At 45.6% G+C, this 21,040-nt stretch carries 20 protein-coding genes and 1 pseudogene; 18 read left to right on the top strand and 3 right to left on the bottom strand.

Annotation, left to right across the window (positions count from 1 at the left end; translation table 11 throughout):
* Window positions 1-15: 15 nt before the first annotated feature.
* Together hyi and B6A14_RS05900 are read left to right on the top strand one after the other, a co-directional pair.
* Window positions 16-819, top strand: a complete 804-nt coding sequence (hyi, locus tag B6A14_RS05895; RefSeq protein ID WP_087909525.1) for a hydroxypyruvate isomerase — start codon at window positions 16-18, stop codon at window positions 817-819.
* A 195-nt stretch (window positions 820-1,014) separates the two neighbouring features.
* Entirely contained in the window at window positions 1,015-1,440 is a 426-nt protein-coding gene (locus B6A14_RS05900) for an NUDIX hydrolase (RefSeq protein ID WP_236635674.1), read from the top strand.
* Here B6A14_RS05900 and B6A14_RS05905 read toward each other — a convergent pair.
* Both B6A14_RS05905 and map read right to left on the bottom strand, forming a co-directional pair.
* Window positions 1,429-4,029, bottom strand: a complete 2,601-nt coding sequence (locus B6A14_RS05905; RefSeq protein ID WP_087909527.1) for a [protein-PII] uridylyltransferase — start codon at window positions 4,027-4,029, stop codon at window positions 1,429-1,431. The genes B6A14_RS05900 and B6A14_RS05905 overlap by 12 nt on opposite strands.
* Before the next feature lie 4 nt (window positions 4,030-4,033).
* Window positions 4,034-4,885, bottom strand: a pseudogene (gene map / locus B6A14_RS05910) (type I methionyl aminopeptidase); the annotation flags it as partial.
* Between the two features lie 254 nt (window positions 4,886-5,139).
* Here map and rpsB point away from each other — a divergent pair.
* The 16 genes from rpsB (at window position 5,140) to B6A14_RS05990 (ending at window position 20,116) form a co-directional block, all read left to right on the top strand.
* Window positions 5,140-5,889: a 30S ribosomal protein S2 gene (gene rpsB / locus B6A14_RS05915; RefSeq protein ID WP_087909529.1), complete on the top strand. Its 750-nt coding sequence runs from the start codon at window positions 5,140-5,142 to the stop codon at window positions 5,887-5,889.
* Entirely contained in the window at window positions 5,889-6,773 is an 885-nt protein-coding gene (tsf, locus tag B6A14_RS05920; RefSeq protein ID WP_087909530.1) for a translation elongation factor Ts, read from the top strand. The genes rpsB and tsf overlap by 1 nt, the downstream gene beginning before the upstream one ends.
* A gap of 187 nt (window positions 6,774-6,960) precedes the next feature.
* Complete coding sequence (gene pyrH, locus B6A14_RS05925) at window positions 6,961-7,671, top strand: UMP kinase (protein ID WP_087909531.1); 711 nt, start codon at window positions 6,961-6,963, stop codon at window positions 7,669-7,671.
* Window positions 7,672-7,682: 11 nt separating this feature from the next.
* The gene (frr, locus tag B6A14_RS05930; RefSeq protein ID WP_087909532.1) at window positions 7,683-8,243 is read left to right on the top strand and encodes a ribosome recycling factor; all 561 of its coding nucleotides are present in this window, start codon (window positions 7,683-7,685) and stop codon (window positions 8,241-8,243) included.
* A 25-nt stretch (window positions 8,244-8,268) separates the two neighbouring features.
* On the top strand, window positions 8,269-9,042 hold the full coding sequence (gene uppS / locus B6A14_RS05935) for a polyprenyl diphosphate synthase (RefSeq protein ID WP_087909533.1): 774 nt from the start codon (window positions 8,269-8,271) through the stop codon (window positions 9,040-9,042).
* A gap of 18 nt (window positions 9,043-9,060) precedes the next feature.
* Window positions 9,061-9,888, top strand: a complete 828-nt coding sequence (locus tag B6A14_RS05940; protein ID WP_087909534.1) for a phosphatidate cytidylyltransferase — start codon at window positions 9,061-9,063, stop codon at window positions 9,886-9,888.
* Window positions 9,888-11,078, top strand: coding sequence for a 1-deoxy-D-xylulose-5-phosphate reductoisomerase (gene ispC, locus B6A14_RS05945; RefSeq protein ID WP_087909535.1), 1,191 nt, complete (start codon window positions 9,888-9,890; stop codon window positions 11,076-11,078). Before B6A14_RS05940 ends, ispC begins: the two co-directional genes overlap by 1 nt.
* Window positions 11,079-11,102: 24 nt before the next feature.
* Complete coding sequence (locus tag B6A14_RS05950) at window positions 11,103-12,233, top strand: M50 family metallopeptidase (RefSeq protein ID WP_087909536.1); 1,131 nt, start codon at window positions 11,103-11,105, stop codon at window positions 12,231-12,233.
* Between the two features lie 5 nt (window positions 12,234-12,238).
* Window positions 12,239-14,578 (top strand): outer membrane protein assembly factor BamA, encoded by a 2,340-nt coding sequence (gene bamA, locus B6A14_RS05955; protein ID WP_407947076.1) that lies wholly within the window; start codon window positions 12,239-12,241, stop codon window positions 14,576-14,578.
* A gap of 18 nt (window positions 14,579-14,596) precedes the next feature.
* Window positions 14,597-15,124, top strand: coding sequence for an OmpH family outer membrane protein (locus B6A14_RS05960; protein ID WP_087909541.1), 528 nt, complete (start codon window positions 14,597-14,599; stop codon window positions 15,122-15,124).
* A 5-nt stretch (window positions 15,125-15,129) separates the two neighbouring features.
* Window positions 15,130-16,197, top strand: coding sequence for a UDP-3-O-(3-hydroxymyristoyl)glucosamine N-acyltransferase (gene lpxD, locus B6A14_RS05965; RefSeq protein WP_087909544.1), 1,068 nt, complete (start codon window positions 15,130-15,132; stop codon window positions 16,195-16,197).
* A 41-nt stretch (window positions 16,198-16,238) separates the two neighbouring features.
* A complete protein-coding gene (gene fabZ / locus B6A14_RS05970) occupies window positions 16,239-16,688 on the top strand; it encodes a 3-hydroxyacyl-ACP dehydratase FabZ (protein WP_087909546.1) in 450 nt (149 codons plus the stop codon).
* Entirely contained in the window at window positions 16,688-17,485 is a 798-nt protein-coding gene (gene lpxA, locus B6A14_RS05975) for an acyl-ACP--UDP-N-acetylglucosamine O-acyltransferase (RefSeq protein WP_087909549.1), read from the top strand. Before fabZ ends, lpxA begins: the two co-directional genes overlap by 1 nt.
* A gap of 9 nt (window positions 17,486-17,494) precedes the next feature.
* Window positions 17,495-18,700, top strand: coding sequence for a lipid-A-disaccharide synthase (gene lpxB, locus B6A14_RS05980; protein WP_087909552.1), 1,206 nt, complete (start codon window positions 17,495-17,497; stop codon window positions 18,698-18,700).
* The gene (gene rnhB / locus B6A14_RS05985; RefSeq protein WP_087909555.1) at window positions 18,697-19,290 is read left to right on the top strand and encodes a ribonuclease HII; all 594 of its coding nucleotides are present in this window, start codon (window positions 18,697-18,699) and stop codon (window positions 19,288-19,290) included. The genes lpxB and rnhB overlap by 4 nt, the downstream gene beginning before the upstream one ends.
* 1 nt (window position 19,291) lies before the next feature.
* Window positions 19,292-20,116, top strand: coding sequence for a TrmH family RNA methyltransferase (locus tag B6A14_RS05990; RefSeq protein WP_087909558.1), 825 nt, complete (start codon window positions 19,292-19,294; stop codon window positions 20,114-20,116).
* A gap of 6 nt (window positions 20,117-20,122) precedes the next feature.
* On the opposite strand, the gene ppsR is transcribed toward B6A14_RS05990, so the two are convergent.
* Complete coding sequence (gene ppsR / locus B6A14_RS05995; protein ID WP_087909561.1) at window positions 20,123-20,950, bottom strand: posphoenolpyruvate synthetase regulatory kinase/phosphorylase PpsR; 828 nt, start codon at window positions 20,948-20,950, stop codon at window positions 20,123-20,125.
* Window positions 20,951-21,040: the final 90 nt, after the last annotated feature.

Here is a 21,040-nt window from a genome sequence, read left to right on the forward strand (position 1 = left end):
AATAGGGAATATTGAATGCCTCGTTTCTCAGCTAACCTCAGCATGCTCTTCACGGAGGATGCATTCTTAAACCGCTTTGCGCTTGCTCGGGTTGGTGGCTTTAAGGCTGTCGAGTTTTTATTCCCTTATGCATTTTCCAAAGAAGAAATTAAGTCTTGCTTAGATACTTATGCTCTAAAGTTGGTTTTGCATAATTTACCAGCTGGCGATTGGGATGCAGGCGAGAGAGGTATTGCATGTCATCCTGACCGCGTAGCAGAGTTTCGTGCTGGAGTAGATAAGGCTATTGAATACGCCACCTTTTTAAATGTTGGACAGTTAAATTGTTTGGCAGGTAAGGCGCCCGCTGGCGTTGATGCTCAAACACTGCGCGATACTTTTGTCGGCAATTTAAGGTATGCAGCAGAAAAGTTAAAAAAAGCCAATCTGAATCTCCTAATCGAGCCTATTAATACCTTCGATATCCCTGGGTTCTATTTATCCAGAACCCAGCAAGCAATTGAAATCATGGATGAAGTAGGTGCAGATAACCTCTTCTTGCAATATGACATCTATCATGCACAGCGCATGGAGGGTGAGTTAGCAAACACCATGCAAAAATACTTGTCCAGAATTGGACATATTCAGTTAGCAGACAATCCGGGACGTAATGAGCCTGGCACTGGTGAAATTAACTATGACTTCCTATTTGGATTCTTGGATAAGATCGGCTACAAGGGATGGATTGGTTGTGAATACAAGCCTCTCAAGAACACTGCTGCAGGCCTAGCTTGGATGGGCAAGTATGAGCAGTCTCATCAAGAGATGGCTTTTATATAACTAAGTCTTAGGACTTTCCTGTGGGGTTTTCAGCCTGAACTGTCTTCAGGCAACTTTGCCTGCAGTAAGGAGTGGAGTAATCCATTTCTGACAATAGTTTCAGGTATTCCTTTTTCAGTATGCTCGATAAGCTCATATTTTTTGGGTTAATAAATTATGGGCAATCAAAATATAAGTTCCACTTTAGAGTTGATTATGCAATCTGGTAATCCTTACTCTCGATCCAATCAAGTCGGCCACATTACTGCAAGCGGTTTAGTTATTAAAGATAACAAAGTGTTACTCATCTTCCATCCCCATATCAAATCCTGGTTTCAACCTGGTGGCCACATTGATGAAGGTGAGTCACCTTTTGAGGCGGCTATTCGCGAGGTATATGAAGAAACTGGTTTTAGGTGCCTTTTGGACTCGAGCGGCCTTGATCCGTTAGATATCGATATTCATGAAATCCCTGCCAATCCCCAGAAGGGCGAAGATGCTCATTTACATATAGACCTCCTTTATCGCCTAAAGCTCATTGGAGAGGAGAAATCTCCAGAGGATATTGCTTTCGATTGGTTTTCTTTTGAACAAGTGCAAAGCGCCCGCATTCGAAGGGCCTTGGTTAAGCTAGGCTCCTAAGGCTTCAAGCAACTCCGTTTCTAGCTGGATCTGGAGTTTTGGATTCTTACCTAGGTTCGCTGCATCAAGCAGCAACACGTCTTCCACTCGCTCACCAAGCGTATTGATTCGTGCAGTATGGATCGATACTTGATGTTTCGCTAGCACTCTAGAGATGGTGTAAAGCAGGCCGGTGCGGTCGCTGGCAGATAGTGCGAGCGTGTAATATCTGCCGCGTTCATCAGGAACCATATGGACGCGTGGCTGGATCGGAAAGGTGCGCGATTGTCTCGATAGGCGACCCATGCTTGGATTAGGTAATGGATCGGCATTCGTTAAAGCAGCGCTTAACTCAAACTCCACCAGTTGAATGATGTCGCGATAGCTGCCGCCCTCATCTACTAAGTTACTACCAGAGATTTGGAAGGTATCCAAAGCGTAACCATGACGAGTTGTGTGAATACGTGCATCCCAGATAGAGAACCCATGTTTTTCAAAGTAGGCGCAAATTCTGGCAAAAAGATCTTCTTGGTCCTTAACGTACACAGCAACTTGTAAGCCTTCACCAATGGGTGACAGCCTTGCACGCACTATAGGTTGCTCACTATTTACTTTGTTATAGAGATGGCGAGTTAACCAGGCAATGTCAGATGAATCTTGCCTCAAGAAGAAGGCGACATCTAACTGTTTCCACAGGTCCTCATAAGCCTCGTCATTAATGCCATAGAGACGCAATTTTGCTTTCGATTCTTCTTGGTGCTGTGCGAGTTCTGAAGAGGCGTCAGGTTTAGCGCCACCTAACACTCGTAATGTAGCGCGATAGAGATCTTCCAGGAGTTTGCCTTTCCAGGCATTCCAGACCTTAGGGCTGGTACCACGGACATCCGCTACAGTTAACAAATACAGGGCGGTGAGATGACGTTCGTCACCTACCTTTTTGGCGAATGCTTTAACCACATCTGGGTCAGTAATGTCTTGCTTCTGGGCTGTCTGACTCATATTGAGATGCTCAGCAACTAACCATACTAATAACTCAGTATCTTTTTTATCTAAGCTATGGTCTTTGGCAAACTTTCGCATATCTGTTTTACCAAGTTGCGAGTGATCACCGCCACGTCCTTTGGCAATGTCATGAAAGAGTGCCGCAATAACCAGTAGCCAAGGTTTTTCAAAGTGGGCAATCAGACTACTGCAGTATGGAAATTCATGGGTATGTTCAACCACCATGAAGCGACGCACATTTCTCAATACCATCAAGATGTGCTGATCAACTGTGTATACATGAAATAAGTCATGCTGCATCTGACCAACAATTCTTCTAAAGGCAGGGAGGTAGCGACCCAAGACGCTGCTACGATTCATCAGGTGGAATGCGCGGCTTACGCCTTCTGGCTGTTTGAGTAGCTCCATAAAGAGCGCTTTATTTACAGGGTCAGCACGCCATTTACTATCCATCTTTTGGCGCACGTTATAAAGCGCTCTAAAAATAGTTGCCGAAAGACTCTTGACATTGGATGTTTGGGCAAATACTAAAAAGGTGCGCAGAATCTGATCGGGATGTTTTTGGTAAAGCTGGGGGTCGGTAATATCCAAAACACCTTGCCGCTCAATAAAATGCTCATTACCTTCACCGGGAATAGGGTGAGTCGTTTTCGACTCTTGAGGAAAGAGAAGTGCTTCAATATTTTGTAAAAGTACGTCATTTAACTGGGTCACGGCTTTAGCTGCCCAGTAGTAGCGACGCATGATTGCCTCACTGGCTTCGCGCGATGATTCTTGCTCGATACCCATCGTTTTCGCTAAGGCAGTTTGTAAATCAAAGACTAAAACATCTTGCCTTCTTCCGGCTAGTAGGTGGAGATTAGCTCTGAGTGTCTCTAGAAAACGCTGATTACGGTTGAGCTCAGTTAACTCCCGTTGGGTAACTAAACCTGCTTCATTGAGATCCTTAAAAGTATTACCCAGTAGTGCTGCTTTGCTGACCCAGGAAATGACTTGTAGATCACGTAATCCACCAGGACTCTCTTTGCAATTAGGCTCTAGGGAATAGGGCGTGTTCTGATATTTATAGTGACGTTGTATTTGTTCTGCTAATTTAGCTTGGAAGAAAGCCTTAGGATCCATGGCGCCTTCGAAAGCTTTGGCAAATTCTTTAAAGAGTTGTTTTTTACCGCACAAAAAGCGAGCTTCAAGTAAAGAAGTTCGTACCGTAATATCTTGCTCTGACTCTGATATGCATTCAGCCACCGTCCTTACGGAAGATGCTATCTCTAGACCAGTGTCCCAGCAGCTAGCAACATACTGCTCAACCTTTTTTGATACTGCTCGTGCTAAATCCTCTTCGGCAGGCAGCAAAACCAGAATATCAATATCTGAATAAGGAAATAATGCGCTTCTACCGTATCCGCCAACTGCAACTAAAGTAGCGTCATTATTTAAGCCGCAATCATTCCAGATCTGGATGAGAAGCTGATCTGTGACTTTGCTTAACTGCTTGGTGAGTTTGCCAACAGCTTGGGTTTTTTTAAACTCAGTGTATGCAATTTCTCTTGCAGCGCGCAGACTTGCTGCATCGGTGATCTTGTTTGGCGCTTGCTGCAAATCACTCATGGATTTAGGCGCTTGCTAGTGCTGGCCTGAAAGAAAGACCTTGGACACAATCAGGCGGCGGGTTACTGCCTTCTGACCAGGTTAAAACCTCCACGCCGGTTTGCGTAACGAGCAAGGTGTGTTCCCACTGAGCGGATAAGCTGCGATCCTTGGTTTTTACAGTCCATTGATCAGGCATCGTACGAATATCTCGCTTACCAGCATTAATCATGGGTTCGATTGTGAAAGTCATCCCGGCTACAAGCTTTTCACCGGTGCCAGGTTTTCCATAGTGAAGAATTTGTGGGTCTTGATGAAATACTTTTCCAATTCCATGGCCGCAATATTCTCGAACAACTGAGTAGCCTGCTTTTTCAGCATGCGTTTGAATGACGTGACCAATATCGCCAAGAGATGCGCCAGGTTTGACCTGGGCAATACCAAGCCACATACATTCATAAGTGATTTGGGTAAGACGTTTTGCCATGACCGAAACTTCACCCACCATAAACATACGACTCGTATCGCCGTAGTAGCCATCAGGAGTAATGACGGTGATATCTAAATTCACCACATCACCAGCTTTTAAAACTTTGTCACCAGGAATGCCATGGCAGATCACATCATTTACAGAGGTGCAAATTGAGGCGGGGAATGGGGGGTAGCCTGGGGGCTGATAGTTAAGTGGGGCCGGAATAGTTTTTTGAACATCACGCATGTATTCGTGGCAAATGCGGTCTAATTCGCCAGTGGTGACTCCAGGTTTGACGTGGGGTGCCACATGATCCAAAACTTCACTGGCTAAGCGGCCAGCTTCTCGCATCCCAAGGATGTCTTTTTCTGCGGTAAATACACTATTCATGCCTTGATTATCAACGACTTGGACAGTTTTGGGTGAGCGTGATTGCTTAAAATTTAGGCAATCACTGCCCTTTGAAGGGTCCCCAAGGGTATTTTTACGTCCGTTACCCTACGCCGAATCTGGGGTTGGGCTAGCTAGAGCATTGATATTTAAGCTATAATTTTGGTCTCAGGTCTATTTTGGACTTGAAATCGCGAGTTGAGCCTTCCAGGGTGGCGTTTTTTAGCGCAGCTAGGACTCAACTTTAGAACCAACCCTTAGGAGAAGTTATGTCAGTAACTATGCGTCAAATGCTGGAAGCCGGTTGCCATTTTGGTCACCAAACGCGCTTCTGGTCCCCAAAGATGGCCCCATTTATTTTCGGTCATCGCAATAAGATCCACATCATCAACTTGGAAAAAACATTGCCAATGTTTCAGGACTCCCTGAAATTCGCAAAACAAGTTGCTGCTAATCGTGGCACGATTTTATTTGTTGGTACTAAGCGTCAATCACGCGAGATCATTGCTGAAGAAGCAACTCGTGCTGGTATGCCTTACATCGACAGCCGTTGGTTGGGTGGCACACTCACCAACTTCAAAACTGTTAAAGGTTCCCTCAAGCGCTTGAAGGATATGGAAGTTGCTAAAGAAGCTGGCGACTGGGAAAAGCTTTCTAAAAAAGAAGCTTTGACTAATGACCGTGATCTCGACAAATTACAAAAAGCACTTGGTGGTATTAAAGATTTGAATGGCGTTCCTGATGCGATTTTCGTAGTGGATGTTGGATACCACAAGATTGCTATTACTGAAGCTAACAAGCTCGGCATTCCAGTAATCGCTGTTGTTGATACCAACCACTCACCAGAAGGTGTTGATTACATCATCCCTGGTAACGATGACTCAAGCAAGGCTGTAACCCTCTATGCACGTGGTATTGCTGATGCAATCCTCGAAGGCAAAGCTAACTCTGTTCAAGAAATCTTGACCGCTGTAAAAGAAGGTGAAGAAGAGTTTGTTGAAGAAGGGAAAGCTGAATAATGGCCGCTATTACCGCTGCAATGGTTGGCGAGTTACGCGCCAAAACTGATGCTCCAATGATGGAGTGCAAAAAAGCATTGACCGAGGCTGATGGTGATATGGCACGCGCAGAAGAAATTCTGCGTGTAAAACTGGGTAGCAAAGCTGGTAAAGCTGCTTCTCGTGTAACTGCTGAAGGTATCGTTGCTTCAACTATCAATGGAACTACCGGTGCTTTGCTTGAAGTGAACTGTGAAACTGATTTCGTTTCTAAGAACGATGACTTCTTGGCGTTTACAAACGAGTGCGTGAAGTTGGTTGCTGAAAAAAACCCTGCTGACGTCGCTGCTTTGTTGGCATTGCCAATGAATGGTCAAACTGTTGATGAAGTTCGTAGCGCATTGATCGGTAAGATCGGCGAGAACATCATGCCACGTCGCTTCAAGCGCTTTGCTGGTAGCAGTAAGTTGGTTTCTTACCTCCATGGCACACGTATTGGTGTGATGGTTGAGTTCGAAGGTGATGAGACTGCCGCTAAAGACGTAGCAATGCATATTGCTGCGATGAAGCCAGTGGCTCTATCTACAGCCGATGTTCCTGCTGAATCTATTGCGATTGAGCGTAGCGTTGCTGTTCAAAAAGCTGCTGAATCTGGCAAACCACCAGAGATCGTTGCAAAGATGGTTGAAGGCTCAATTCAGAAATACCTCAAAGAGGTTTCTTTATTGAACCAAACTTTCGTGAAAAACGATAAGCAAACTGTTGAGCAAATGCTCAAAGCTGCAAATACAACAATAAAGGGCTTCACCATGTTTGTTGTAGGCGAGGGCATTGAGAAGCGTCAAGACGACTTTGCGGCTGAAGTTGCTGCTCAGGTAGCTGCTGCCTCTAAAGCTACTGCTTAAATAGCTGTTTTGGGGTTCACCCCAGATGGCCTGTATTACCCCAAAAGGGCATAGAAACCTGAGTTTCTATGCCCTTTTGTTTGATCTTTCTCAAGCCCTTTATAATTTGGCGGAGATATTAAAAAGTGCTTAAAGATCAATAAGCTAAGTAAGCAAATTACTTGGCAAATTACGGAAAAATAAAAACATGCCAGCCTACAAACGTGTCCTCCTCAAATTATCTGGTGAAGCCCTGATGGGAGATGATGCTTTTGGCATCAATCCAGTCACTATCGATTCCATGGTTTCAGAAATCGCTCAGGTAGTCAGTAGTGGTGTGGAATTGGCAATCGTGATTGGTGGCGGAAATATCTTCCGAGGAGTTGCTGGAGGCGCTGCAGGTATGGATCGCGCTACTGCAGACTACATGGGTATGTTGGCGACTATGATGAATTCCCTTGCTTTGCAAGATGCATTGCGACAAAAAGGGGTTGAGGCACGGGTGCAATCCGCACTCCGCATGGATCAAGTAGTTGAGCCTTACATTCGTCCGCGTGCTATTCGTGCGATGAGCGAAGGTAAGGTCGTCATTTTTGCTGCTGGTACAGGTAACCCATTCTTTACCACTGATACTGCGGCTGCTTTGCGTGGTGCTGAGATGGGCGTTGATGTCATGCTTAAGGCCACTAAGGTTGATGGTATCTATAGTGCGGATCCAGTGAAGGATCCAACAGCTACGCTTTACAAGACTATTACTTTTGATGAAGCAATCATCAAAAACTTACAAGTGATGGATGCAACTGCATTTGCATTGTGTCGTGATCGCAAGTTACCAATCAAAGTGTTTTCGATTCTGAAGCCAGGCGCACTCATGCGCGTAGTGCAAGGTGAATCTGAGGGTACTTTGGTACACGTTTAATAGGAGGCCTGATGTCTGCAGCAGAAATTAAATCCACAACCGATCAAAAGATGCAAAAGTCTCTTGAGTCTTTGAAGAGCAGTTTGGCAAAGATTCGTTCGGGTCGTGCTAATCCCGGAATTTTGGAGCATATTCAGGTGGAGTACTACGGTAATCCAACCCCTTTGAGTCAAGTTGCTAGCTTGGGGTTGGCTGATGCTCGCACTATTAATGTTCAGCCATTTGAAAAAACAATGGTTGCTGCGGTCGAAAAAGCAATTCGTGATTCAGATTTAGGTTTAAACCCGGCATCACAAGGCACTGTGATCCGCGTACCAATGCCTGCTTTGACTGAAGAGCGTCGTCGTGAGCTTACTAAAGTGGTGAAGAGCGAAGGTGAAGATGCCAAGATTGCAGTCCGTAATTTGCGCCGTGATGCTAATGAGCATTTAAAGCGCCTCACTAAAGATAAAGAAATTTCTGAGGATGACGAGCGTCGTGCGACTGACGATATTCAGAAGATGACAGACAAAGCAGTTGTCGATATCGATAAGATCATCTCTGAAAAAGAAAAAGAGATCATGACGGTTTAAAGACCCGATTGAATTTTTGCTTCTTATGACCCAACACCTTAGCTCAACCAAGGATATTCCAGAGGTAAGCGCCATTCCTCGCCATGTGGCGATCATCATGGATGGTAATGGTCGCTGGGCCAGTAAGCGCATGATGCCCCGAGTCGCAGGCCACTCTGAAGGTTTGGGGTCTGTGCGCAAAATTGTTCAAGAATGTCGTCGAATTGGTGTTGAATACTTAACGGTATTTGCATTTAGTTCAGAGAACTGGCGTCGTCCACCTGAAGAAGTGGGCTTTCTGATGAAGTTATTTCTTAAATCGCTCAAGGGTGAAGTTTCGCGCCTTGCTGAAAACGATATCCGCTTACGTTTGATTGGGGATTTAAGTCGTTTTGATGGCGCCATTCAGGAAATGGTGAACTTTTCTGAAGACAAGACTGCGGGTTGTAAGGCGCTGACTCTGACTATCGCTGCGAACTACGGTGGTCGCTGGGATATTCTGCAAGCAATGAGTAAGTGCTTGGCTGCTAACCCGAACTTACAGCCTCAGGATGTCAGCGAGGATTTACTGCAGCCCCATCTTTCGATGGCTTATGCTCCAGAGCCAGATTTGTTTATTCGCACTGGTGGTGAGCAGCGTATTAGTAATTTCTTATTATGGCAATTAGCTTATACAGAGTTATATTTCACAGACGTTTTGTGGCCAGACTTTGATGAGGCTGAACTTCATAAAGCGTTTGATTGGTTTGGTCAGCGTGAGCGTCGTTTTGGGCGGACTAGCGCTCAACTTGCATCGCAAGTCCTATGCGATCCTGTTTAATTACTCAAGCTATCTAAAATGTTGAAAACCAGAATCATTACTGCCCTTGTTTTGTTGGCAGTATTTTTGCCGACCTTATTTTTATTGCCAGCGGTATATATCGGCGCTTTCTTCTTGGTGGCTTTATTAGCGGCTGCTTGGGAGTGGGGTCGCTTGTTGACGCCACAGTCAGCTCGGGCGGCGTGGCTGTATGCATTGTTCTGCCTGGCTATTATTTTGCTCTTGCTTGGTATGCAAAATGCCTCTTGGCAATTTGGTTTACTGCTTTTAGCCGTTCTCTTTTGGTTCTTTATTGCACCATTTATATTGGCTAGGGGCATGAACCTGTCTTTGCAAAAGTTGCGTCCCTTCTATGTGGTTATTGGATTAATTCTCTTGCCAGCAACTTGGTTTTCATTGGTCTTCTTGCGTGAGCTAGGTTTAACGTTTTTGTTGACTAGCATCACTTTGGTTTGGGTGGCTGATATTGGGGCTTACTTTGTTGGTAAGGCGTTTGGCAAACATAAATTGGCAGTACAAATCAGTCCAGGAAAATCAATTGAAGGTGCTCTTGGCGGTCTAGTGCTTTGTTATGGCTATGCCTTAATTTGCGTAATCTATTTACCTTTTGAATCTACCCTGTTTGGCGCTTGGGCGATTCGGTTTGGTTGGGTGCCTATGTTTGTGATGGTGACTGTGCTGACTGCATTTAGTATCTTTGGGGATCTCTTCGAGTCTCAGTTAAAGCGTTTAGCTGGCGTGAAAGATAGCAGTCAACTATTGCCGGGGCATGGCGGCGTCCTTGATCGGGTGGATGCTTTAATTCCAGCGATGCCGATTGCAGCAATATTGGCGGGATTCGTCTGATGGCAATAAAGCAAGTTGCTATTCTGGGATCTACCGGTTCTATCGGTGTTAATACGCTGGATGTGATTCGTGCGCATCCAGAGCGGTTTAAGGTGGTCGCACTGACAGCAAGCAAGCAAGTAGATCGATTAGCACAGCAGTGCATAGAATTTAAGCCTGCAATTGCAGTGCTTGCCGATGCCGATGGCGCAGCTCGTCTAGAGAAGTTATTGCGCGAACAGAAAATTAATACACAAGTACTGTATGGTCCCCAGGCTCTAGTAACTGCGGTTACAGACTCCGGATGCGACACCGTCATGGCAGCCATAGTGGGTGCTGCAGGCTTGGTGCCAACTTTAGCAGCAGCCAAAGCAGGTAAAAGAGTCTTGCTAGCAAACAAGGAAGCTTTAGTCATGTCTGGCAATCTATTCATGCAGGCTATGAAGCAGGGCGGAGGCGAGTTGCTACCCATTGATAGTGAGCACAATGCCATCTTTCAGTGTCTACCGAACCAATATACGAAAGCGCCATCACCAGGCTTGGGTGTTGAGGAGCTTTGGTTAACTGCTTCCGGTGGCCCATTTCGCAATACTCCATTGGATCAATTGGGAGGCATTACTCCTGAGCAAGCCTGCGCCCATCCAAACTGGGTGATGGGCAGAAAAATTTCCGTTGATTCAGCAACGATGATGAATAAAGGTCTCGAAGTGATTGAGGCTTTTTGGCTATTCGGCATGTCTTTAGAAAAAATTAAAGTATTAATTCATCCGCAAAGCGTGGTGCATTCCATGGTGCGCTACCGAGATGGCTCTGTGATTGCTCAATTAGGTCAACCGGATATGCGCACTCCAATTGCTTATGGTTTAGCTTGGCCCGAGAGAATTGATGCGGGTGTTGCGCCATTAAGCTTGACCCAATTAGCGGCGTTGAGTTTTAACGAGCCAGACTTAGCTCGCTTCCCTTGTTTGTCTTTAGCATTTGCCGCTGCAAAAGTAGGTGGCACAGCGCCTACCGTTCTGAATGCAGCTAATGAGATTGCGGTGGCAGCATTTTTGGATGAAGGTATGCCTTATTTGCAAATCCCTAAGGTGGTTGAGAAAACCCTAAGCGCTATTCCAGTGGCAGATGCAGGTTCAATCGAATCTATTTTGGAGATTGATGCGCAAGCTAGAACAGTAGCGCGTGATTTCATTAAAACTTTCAACTCTTAATTTAAAAAGTTATTAGGAATTTATTTGCAGGCACTTATTACCCTCGCTGCATTTTTAGTCACCCTGGGTGTGCTCGTGAGTTTTCACGAGTTTGGACATTTTTTAGCGGCGCGCTTGTGTGGCGTACGCGTACTTCGATTTGCTGTTGGATTTGGTAAACCCTTATTTACCTATGTTGCCAAGAATAAAACAGAGTGGGTTCTCGCTTCCATTCCCTTAGGCGGTTATGTGAAGTTGCTAGATGGGCGAGATCGTCAGCAAACGATTACTACCACAGACCAGTTAGAAGCTTTTGATTGCAAACCGCTGTGGCAGCGGTCTTTGATTGTTGCAGCTGGCCCATTCGCTAATTTTTTCTTAGCGGTAGTTTTATTCGCTGTGATTTACGTTTCTGGTGCGCCACAATTACCTGCGATCTTGAAAGCGCCACCTGAAAATTCAGTGGCCGCTAAATTGGGTGTTTTAGAAGGGGATCGTGTGATTGGTTGGCAGAGACTACCGAGCCCAAATTCTGTGCCCATTTCTGGTGAATTTGAGCCGGTGCCTAGTTGGAATGCTTTGCGCTGGATTCTATTGGATGCCCTTACCGCTGAATCTGGATTTTCCTTGGAAATGCTGAGCCCCTCTGGCAATAGCTACGTCAAGACCTTTTTAGCCTCAGATATGGCTCAGCCAGGCCCAGAAAATGACCCGATGTTAGCTCTTGGTGTTCTGCCTCAGCCGCTACCTCTGGCAGAGTGGATTAACTTGAAATTGGGGCCAGTTGACGCTATTGGGTTTGCGGCCGAGAGGGTATGGCTTATTACCAAGGTCTCGGTAAGGCTGATGGCTGGACTGTTTACCGGAAATACCTCCTTAAAGCAGCTCGGGGGGCCATTCAGTATTGCGGATATGGCGGGCAAGTCTGCCCAGGTAGGTTGGCAGCCCTTTTTTGCATTTTTGGCACTTATGAGTATTAGCATTGGCTTGCTGAATTTGCTCCCGTTCCCAATGCTTGATGGGGGTCAGCTACTGTATGATGCATGGGAGTTAGTCGCTGGTAAGAGACTATCGATTTCGGTACAAGAACAGTTCCAGAAAGTGGGCTTTCTACTGCTGATTTCCCTGTCTCTGCTAGCCTTGTTTAATGATTTACAACGTTATTTTTCGCCTTGAACTTTCTGATCTCACCTTTTCGTATCCCATCCCGTCTAGTAGCCCAGCTTTTGTTGGTCATTTCTGTCGCACTCAGTTTGCATGTGTATGCAGCTGAATCTTTCGTCGTTAGGGATATTCGCGTAGAGGGATTGCAGCGCGTTGAGCCAGGTACGGTCTTTAGTTATCTGTCTGTGCAAGTTGGAGATACTTTCACAGAAGAAAAGGGTGGGGAAGCAATTAGGGCTTTGTATAGCACTGGTTTTTTTAGAGACGTACAAATTCAGGCTCAGGGTAACGTTCTGATTGTGATTGTTGAAGAGCGCCCAACAGTTTCTCGTATTGAATTTACTGGAATGAAGGAGTTTGACCAAGAGATTGTACGAAAGTCATTGAAGGCTGTGGGCGTGTCAGAAGCACGTTTTTATGACAAGGCCTTAATTGATAAGGCCGAACAAGAACTTAAACGTCAGTATGTCGGAAAGGGTATGTATGCGGCTGAAGTAGTAGCTACAGTTACCCCGCTTGAGCGTAATCAAGTAGCCATTTATTTTAATATTGATGAAGGTCCTGTTGCCAAAATTCAAGAGGTCAATTTCATCGGTAACGAGGCATTTAGCGAGAGTACCCTCAAGGGAGAGATGCAGCTTAAAACTGGTGGTTGGTTATCCTGGTATAGCAAAGATAACTTGTATTCCAAGCAAAAGCTGACTGCTGACTTGGAAACTATTCGCTCTTATTATTTGAATCGTGGATATCTTGAGTTTGTTATTGAATCCACCCAGGTATCGATCACTCCGGATAAAAAAGGCATTTACCTCACTATCAGTATTAATGAGGGTAAAAAGTTCACAGTAAAAGATGTTCGTATAGCTGGCGATGCTTTAGGTAAAGAGGCCGAGTTAATGCAGTTGGTTACGCTAAAGCCTGGCGATACTTTTTCTTCTGCGAAATTGACGGAGAGCACCAAGGCAATCGCCGAGATTTTAGGTTCATATGGCTATGCTTTTGCAACCATTAATCCACAGCCTGATGTGCGTCGTGACAAGTCAGAGGTTGATTTAACGTTGGTGGTTGACCCAGGACGTCGAATCTATGTTCGTCAAGTAGCTATTTCTGGTAACGCAAAAACTCGCGACATTGTGATTCGTCGAGAAATGCGTCAGTTTGAAAGCTCTTGGTTTGATAGTGACAAGATCGATTTATCTAAAAAGCGTTTGGGTCGCATGGGTTACTTTACCGAGACCGATATCACTACCGAGGATGTCCCCGGATCTCCTGACCAGGTGGATGTGAAGGTAAAGGTTACTGAAAAGCCCACTGGCGCGGTAACGATTGGTGCTGGTTTTTCATCTACAGAAAAGTTAATTCTGTCAGCGGGTATTAATCAAGAGAATGCATTTGGTACAGGCACGGCAGTTGGCTTAAATTTTTCTTTAGGAAAGATTAATCAAAATCTCACCCTATCTAATTACGATCCATACTTTACTGAAGATGGTATTAGTCGCTACACCGACTTGTTCTACCGGTCTTCAAAGCCTCTTTATTATGTTGGCGATACCAATTATCAAATTAAGTCCGTTGGCTCAAACCTTAAGTTTGGTGTTCCTTATACTGAAGTGGATCGAATTTTCTTTGGAACGGGTCTTGAGGCTTATCAGATTCAAACTACATCGAATACTCCTCAACCTTATTTAAGTTATGCGCAAAGCTATGGCATTGCACCACCGGGATATCCTGGAACGCTGACTACCTATAACATTCCATTGACCGCAGGTTGGTCTCGCGATGGTCGCGATAGTGCCTTGATTCCTTCCGCAGGTTCTTTGCAGCAGTTGTCTGCAGAAGTAGGCACCCCGGCAGGTAATATGACTTTCTATCGTTTGTTCGGGCAGTATCAAAAGTACCATTCATTCTCAAAAGGAAATATTCTGTCCTTTAATGGTGAGGTTGGTTACGGTGAGGCTTATGGAAGTAATCCATTCCCAATTACCAAAAACTACTATGTTGGCGGCATCGGTTCTGTGCGTGGATATTCGCCCGGATCGCTTGGACCACAGTTCTACAACACGACACTTGGTATCAACCAGCCAACAGGCGGGCAATCGAAGATCGTAACCAATGTGGAATATACCGTTCCAGTTCCTGGCTCAGGTATTGATAAGACATTGCGTACTTTTGCGTTTATCGATGGCGGTAATGCCTTTGGAGAGAATATCAATCTCGTTTTGAGTTATTCTTATGGATTGGGTATATCATGGATTTCACCCTTGGGACCGCTCAAGTTTAGCTACGGTATACCGTATAAGCCGTATCCAACTGCTAACGTGCAGCGTTTACAGTTCCAAGTTGGTACAGCGTTCTAATTGTTTGAGGAAAGTTTTATGAAGTTTTATCATTTTTCTAAATGCATTCAAATCGGTTTAGTTGCTACGCTAGCAACGATGTCAGCCGCACAAGTCTATGCACAAGATGCGGGTACTCGTGTAGCGGTTGTGAACTCTGAAAAAGTATTTAATGAGTCCAATCTGGCAAAGGCAATGCAAACCCGTTTGCAAAATGAATTCACTAAGCGCCAAAATGATTTGCGTGACAGTGCACAAAAGATTAAATCAGCAGCTGAAAAATTAGATCGTGATGCTGCAGTCATGAATGAGGCAGAGCGTATTCGTCGTCAACGTGAGTTGGCTGATCAAGATCGTGAATTACAACGTAAGCAACGCGAATTCACAGAAGATCTTAATCAGCGTACGTTTGAAGAGCGCGCCAAGATTGCTGAAAAAGCAAACCTAGTGTTACGCCAAATTGCTGAACAAAGAAAAATTGACGTCATTGTTCAAGAAGCAGCTTATGTTAGCCCTAAGGCCGATGTAACTGATGATGTCATCAAGGCTTTGAATAGTCTTAAGTAAGTTTTATGCCCACCGCCATCGAGCTGGCCGAACAGTTTCAAGCAAGCTTGGTGGGGGAGGCCTCCACAGCATTTATCGGACTCGCCCCTTTAGAACAGGCGCAGCCCAACCAAATCTCCTTTCTTTCTAATCCACTGTATCGCCAGCAGGCGAGTGATAGCGCAGCGGGTGCATTGATTGTTAATAAAGCTGATTTAGAGTTCTTGCAGGCAAATCCGACTGAGAACACTTCGAAACGGGTTTACTTTGTTGCTCAAAATCCTTACGCAACTTTTGCCAAAATCGCCCAGTATTTTGCAAAAGCAAGTGCGCCAAAATATGCCCCAGGAATCCATCCAAGCGCCGTAATAGATGCCACGGCAACGATTCCTGCTTCATGCCATATTGGCCCTTTTGTGCAGATTGGCGCTGGAGTAAAACTAGGTGAGCGCGTGGCAATTTTAGGTAACACTAGCGTCGCAATGAATACCGAGATTGCAAGCGATACGCTGATTTACCCCTCGGCGTCTATTTACCATGAGACTCAAATTGGCGAGCGCTGCATTATTCACAGTGGTGCCGTTATTGGTGCAGATGGCTTCGGATTTGCTCCAGATTTTTCTGCTAGCGGTGGTGAGTGGGTCAAGATCCCGCAAACTGGTCGGGTAGTCATTGGTGATGATGTAGAGATTGGTGCATCAACTACGATTGACCGTGGCGCGATGAGTGACACCATGATTGGCGCTGGAACAAAAATAGATAATCAAGTGCAAATTGCGCACAATGTCCTTATTGGCAAGTGCTGTGTGATTGCCGGATGCGCTGCTATTTCAGGTAGTACAAAAATCGGTCATTTCTGCATCATTGGCGGAGCAGCCAATTTTGCAGGACATCTTACTATCGCCGATAGAACCACCGTTTCGGGCAATACCTCCATCATTCGCTCTATTACTGAGCCAGGACAGCATTTCACGGGGGTTTACCCCTCGATGCCCCACAGTGCTTGGGAGAAAAATGCTGCCATTTTGCGTGGCCTAGATAAAATACGTCAACGCTTGCGTTTGTTGGACAAAGGCAAGCATTCAGAGTCATAGAGCTCTTGGAAATTTCATATTCACTTTTAAGCAGGTAATTTATGAGTAAAACTAATGCGATCGATATCAATAAGATTCTGAAGTTATTGCCGCATCGCTATCCGTTTTTATTAGTCGATCGCGTGCTTGAAATTACTCCTCGTGAAACGATTACCGCTCTCAAGAATGTAACGATGAATGAGCCATTCTTTCAGGGGCATTTTCCAGATTTTCCAGTAATGCCAGGCGTTCTCATTATTGAAGCACTAGCTCAGACTGCTGCCTTGCTGACATTTTCAGAAGAGCGTGCCGAAGACGCTATCTATTACTTTGCTGGTATTGATGGTGCGCGTTTTAAAAAGCCAGTATTGCCAGGTGACCAGTTGATTATGACTGCCAAGCTAGAGCGGGGACGTGCAGGCATCTATAAGTTTGCTGTTCAGGCAACTGTAGATGGTGAGATTGCTGCTGAAGGAAATATTACCTGTGCAGTTCGTTCGAAAGGTGCGTAATGAATCAGATTCATGCATCAGCCGTTGTTGATAGCAAAGCCGAGCTGGCTGGCGATGTTGAGATTGGTCCATATTCTGTCATCGGCCCCAATGTAAAGATTGGCGCCGGCACAAAAGTGGGCTCACATACCGTCATCGAGGGTTACACTACGATCGGCAAAGATAATCATTTTGCCCATTTCGCCTCAATTGGTGGCGCCCCTCAGGATATGAAATATCGTGGCGAGCCTACTCAACTCATTATTGGTGATCGAAATACCATCCGAGAATTTACAACCATTCACACTGGTACGGCGCAGGATGTCGGCATCACTCGTATTGGTAGCGATAACTGGATCATGTCTTATGTGCATATTGCACATGACTGCCAAGTCGGTAATCACACTATTTTCTCTAGTAATGCTCAAATTGCAGGTCATGTCCAAGTGGAAGACTGGGCCATTATGGGCGGCATGTCTGGAGTTCATCAATTTGTCCGTATTGGACAGCATGTCATGCTTGGTGGGGCTTCTGTTTTAGTTCAAGATATTCCGCCGTTTGTCATTGCTGCTGGCGATAAGGCTACTCCACACGGTATTAACGTTGAGGGTCTAAAGCGCCGTGGGTTCTCCAGTGAAACAATTTCTGCATTACGTCAGGCCTATAAGGTTCTCTACAAGGATGGCTTAAGTTTTGAGGATGCTAAGGTAGAAATCAAAAAAATGATTACTGCAAATGCAGCCGATGTTGCCACTACGGAAAAACTGACCCAGTTTCATGATTTTATTGCCGCCTCTACGCGCGGCATCATTCGGTAAGGTTCTGCTTTGCCTAAGTTAGCTTGTGTGGCTGGCGAACCTTCTGGTGATTTACTTGCTGCACCAGTACTTAGTGCCTTAAATCAAATTCCGGATATGGCTGGCTTAGAGGTTTATGGCATTGGGGGTCCTCGTATGCAAGCTGAGGGCATGCGCTCTGATTGGCCGATGGAGACCTTGAGTGTTCGGGGTTACGTTGAGGCAATTCAACAGCTTCCCGCCATTCTTAAGCTTCGTAAAGAGCTCATCCAAAATCTGATGGGTGAGAGGCGCCCCGACGTTTATTTGGGAATCGATGCGCCGGATTTTAATTTAGGCGTAGAGCTGCAATTGCGTAAAGTAGGTATTCCGACCTTACATTTTGTTTCTCCATCCATTTGGGCGTGGAGAGCGGGGCGCATTAAGAAAATTTCTCAAGCTGTCGAGCGAATGTTATGTATTTTTCCGTTCGAAACTGAGATTTACGATCGTGCAGGTGTGGCATCAACCTATGTAGGTCACCCTCTTGCAAGTGAAATTCCACTTGAGCCAAATGCAAATCAGGCTCGAGAAAAAATTACGAATATACAAAAGCTCCCCAGCGATACGCTTGATGGAATGGTGATTGCCGTTTTACCAGGTAGTCGTAGTTCAGAGATTGAATTGATAGCGCCGGTCTTTTTTGAAACGATAGAGCTGCTAGCAGAACGGCTCAAGGGTCACAAGCTCCATTTTTTGATTCCAGTAGCAACGCCAAGACTACGTGCGCCCCTCGAAGAGCTTCTCATTAAGACTAAAACCAAAAATCCAGATATTGAGATTCATTTACTTGATGGTATGGCGGATGAAGTATTAGAAGCCTCTGATGTAGTACTGATTGCCAGTGGCACAGCCACCTTACAGGCAGCCTTATGGAAAAAGCCAATGGTGATTTCTTATAAGGTACCCTGGCTTACTGCGCAAATCATGAAGCGCCAAGGGTACCTGCCTTATGTAGGATTGCCCAATATCTTATGTGGTGAGTTTGTAGTACCAGAGCTCTTGCAAGATGATGCTACTCCTCAAAAATTGGCCAAGGCATTGCAAGTGTGGTTAGACAATCCCGGAAAAGTTGCCGAGCTAAAAGCACGCTTTGCACAAATGCACGAGACACTTCGTCGACCAACTGGCCTTTTGGTTGCGCAAGCGGTTGCTCAAACCATTGCTAATAGTCGTCAGAAAAGAGTCAATTCGTGAGTCTGATTTGGGTCTGTGGTGTTGATGAAGCAGGACGTGGACCGCTTGTTGGATCGGTTGTGGCAGGGGCGGTGGTGCTTGATCCCAATAATCCAATCGCTGGTTTAAAAGACTCCAAGAAACTGACGGCCGCGCGCCGAGAGTTTCTGTACGAGCAGATTATGGAAAAGGCAAAAGCCTGGGGTCTTGGTGAGGCCAGCCCTGCAGAGATTGACGATATTAATATTTTGCAAGCCACGATGTTGGCGATGCGTCGTGCCGTTGAGGATTTAACTGGCAGACTAGGCTCTTGGCCAGATAAAGCCCTGATTGATGGCAATCGTTGCCCTGAGTTACCAATACCTTCTGAGGCAATCATCAAAGGGGATTCTAAAGAGCAGGCAATTTCAGCGGCATCTATCATTGCAAAAGTAACGCGTGATCGCCAGATGCAAGAATTGCACAATCGCTATCCACAATATGGGTTCGCACAGCACATGGGCTATCCAACTGAAGCTCACTTTGCAGCTTTAAAGGAGTTTGGTATCTGTGATCAGCATCGTAGAAGCTTTTCGCCTGTGCGAAAAGTGCTCGAGGGTATAGTGAGCTAACATGAACTTTGATCTCATTACCTCCAAAGAGAATCCTTTATTTAAGGAGATTCGCAATCTCCAAGCGACCGGTTCTAAGGGGCAGAAGGCAAGACTGGCTAGCGGCCAGGCTTTATTAGAAGGTATTCATCTTGTGCAGACCTGGGTTGGAGATCCTGCTTTGAAGATCCTGCTTACCTCTGAGCTGGGCCTGAAGAATGTAGAAATCTCACAGGCAGTCTATGAGCATATAGAAATATGTCCAGATACCAAAGTTTACCAACTGGATAGCGCCTTATGGGATTTGTTAAGTGATCTAGTGAATGCGCCACATATTGCGGGTCTACTAGATCTTCCAAAAGCTTATTTGGCTCCACCACAATCGATCGCAACATTGGATGGCGATGTTGTCATCTTGGATCGTATTCAGGATGCCGGTAATGTGGGTTCGATATTGCGCACTGCTGCAGCTGCAGGCTTCACCCAAGTGATTACTACAACGGGTTGTGCGCATTTGTGGTCAAGTAAAGTTCTACGTGCTGGGATGGGCGCACACCGCTTATTGGACTTATATGAGGGTTGGTCTAATCAACAAGCACTGAGTGCGGTAACTGCGCCGATGTTGGCTGCCACTGCAGATGCAGAAGAAGAGCTCTTCTCACTTAAAAAGGACCTACTCCACCCAGTTGCCTGGATCATGGGCAGCGAAGGGCAAGGGGTTTCTGAGGATCTTCTGGCTCAAGCTAAAGGGGTATCAATTCCAATAGACCCACGAGTTGAATCCCTTAACGTTTCTACCGCAGCAGCCGTCTGCTTATTTGAGACGATGCGTGTCAGGCGCAGCTAAGTAAAACTAACCCAGTATTGTTTTATCGGATTTGATAGCCTGTAAAACGGTAGTCGCAATTTCTTCAATTGACTTACTCGTTGTTAAAACCCAGGGAATGGACTGTTTTTTCATCATCGCAGTCGCTTCATTAATTTCATAGCGACAGTTTTCGAGTTTGGCGTAATTACTGCCCGGACGACGTTCATTACGAATCTCTGAAAGTCGCTCAGCATCAATCATGAGGCCAAAAATCTTTTGGCGGAACGGTACTAAGTCTTTAGGTAATTGCCCGCGTTCAAAATCTTCAGGGATCAATGGATAGTTTGCGGCTTTCAATCCATATTGCATTGCTAAGTAAAGGCTGGTCGGTGTTTTTCCAACCCGTGAGATGCCAACTAGAATCACATCAGCATCCGCAAGATTTTGATTGGATTGCCCATCATCGTGAGCTAAGGAGTAGTTGATAGCCTCGATACGATTTTTGTAGGCGTCGGTATCGGCATTGTGGTGCAGCCGGTTCATGGCGTGAGTAGATTTCAAGCCCAAGGCAGCCTCTAGTGGCGCCACAAAAGTTTGGAACATATCCAAAATAAGGCCATTCGCCTTAGCGACAATATTGTTGAGTTCCGTATTCACCAAAGTGGTGAATACGATAGGCTGTACCCCATATTTATTGAACGCCTGGTTAATGCTGCTAACGGCATCATGAGCCTTATCGACGCTATCCACGAAAGGGATACGGATGTGCTTAAAACTGGCCTCGAATTGGGCCAAAATCGATTGGCTGAAGTTCTCGGCGGTAATGCCGGTTCCGTCGGAAACAATAAAAACAATACGCATTTCGGTAGACATGGATTTGGCCTAAGGGGTCAGGGTCAGCACTACAATAGGATTTATTGAAGTATGCCCCATTTTGAGTGGCTGCCTGACCAGTTTTTCCAT

It is taken from the genome of Polynucleobacter hirudinilacicola (assembly GCF_002192535.1).
GTDB classification, from domain to species: domain Bacteria; phylum Pseudomonadota; class Gammaproteobacteria; order Burkholderiales; family Burkholderiaceae; genus Polynucleobacter; species Polynucleobacter hirudinilacicola.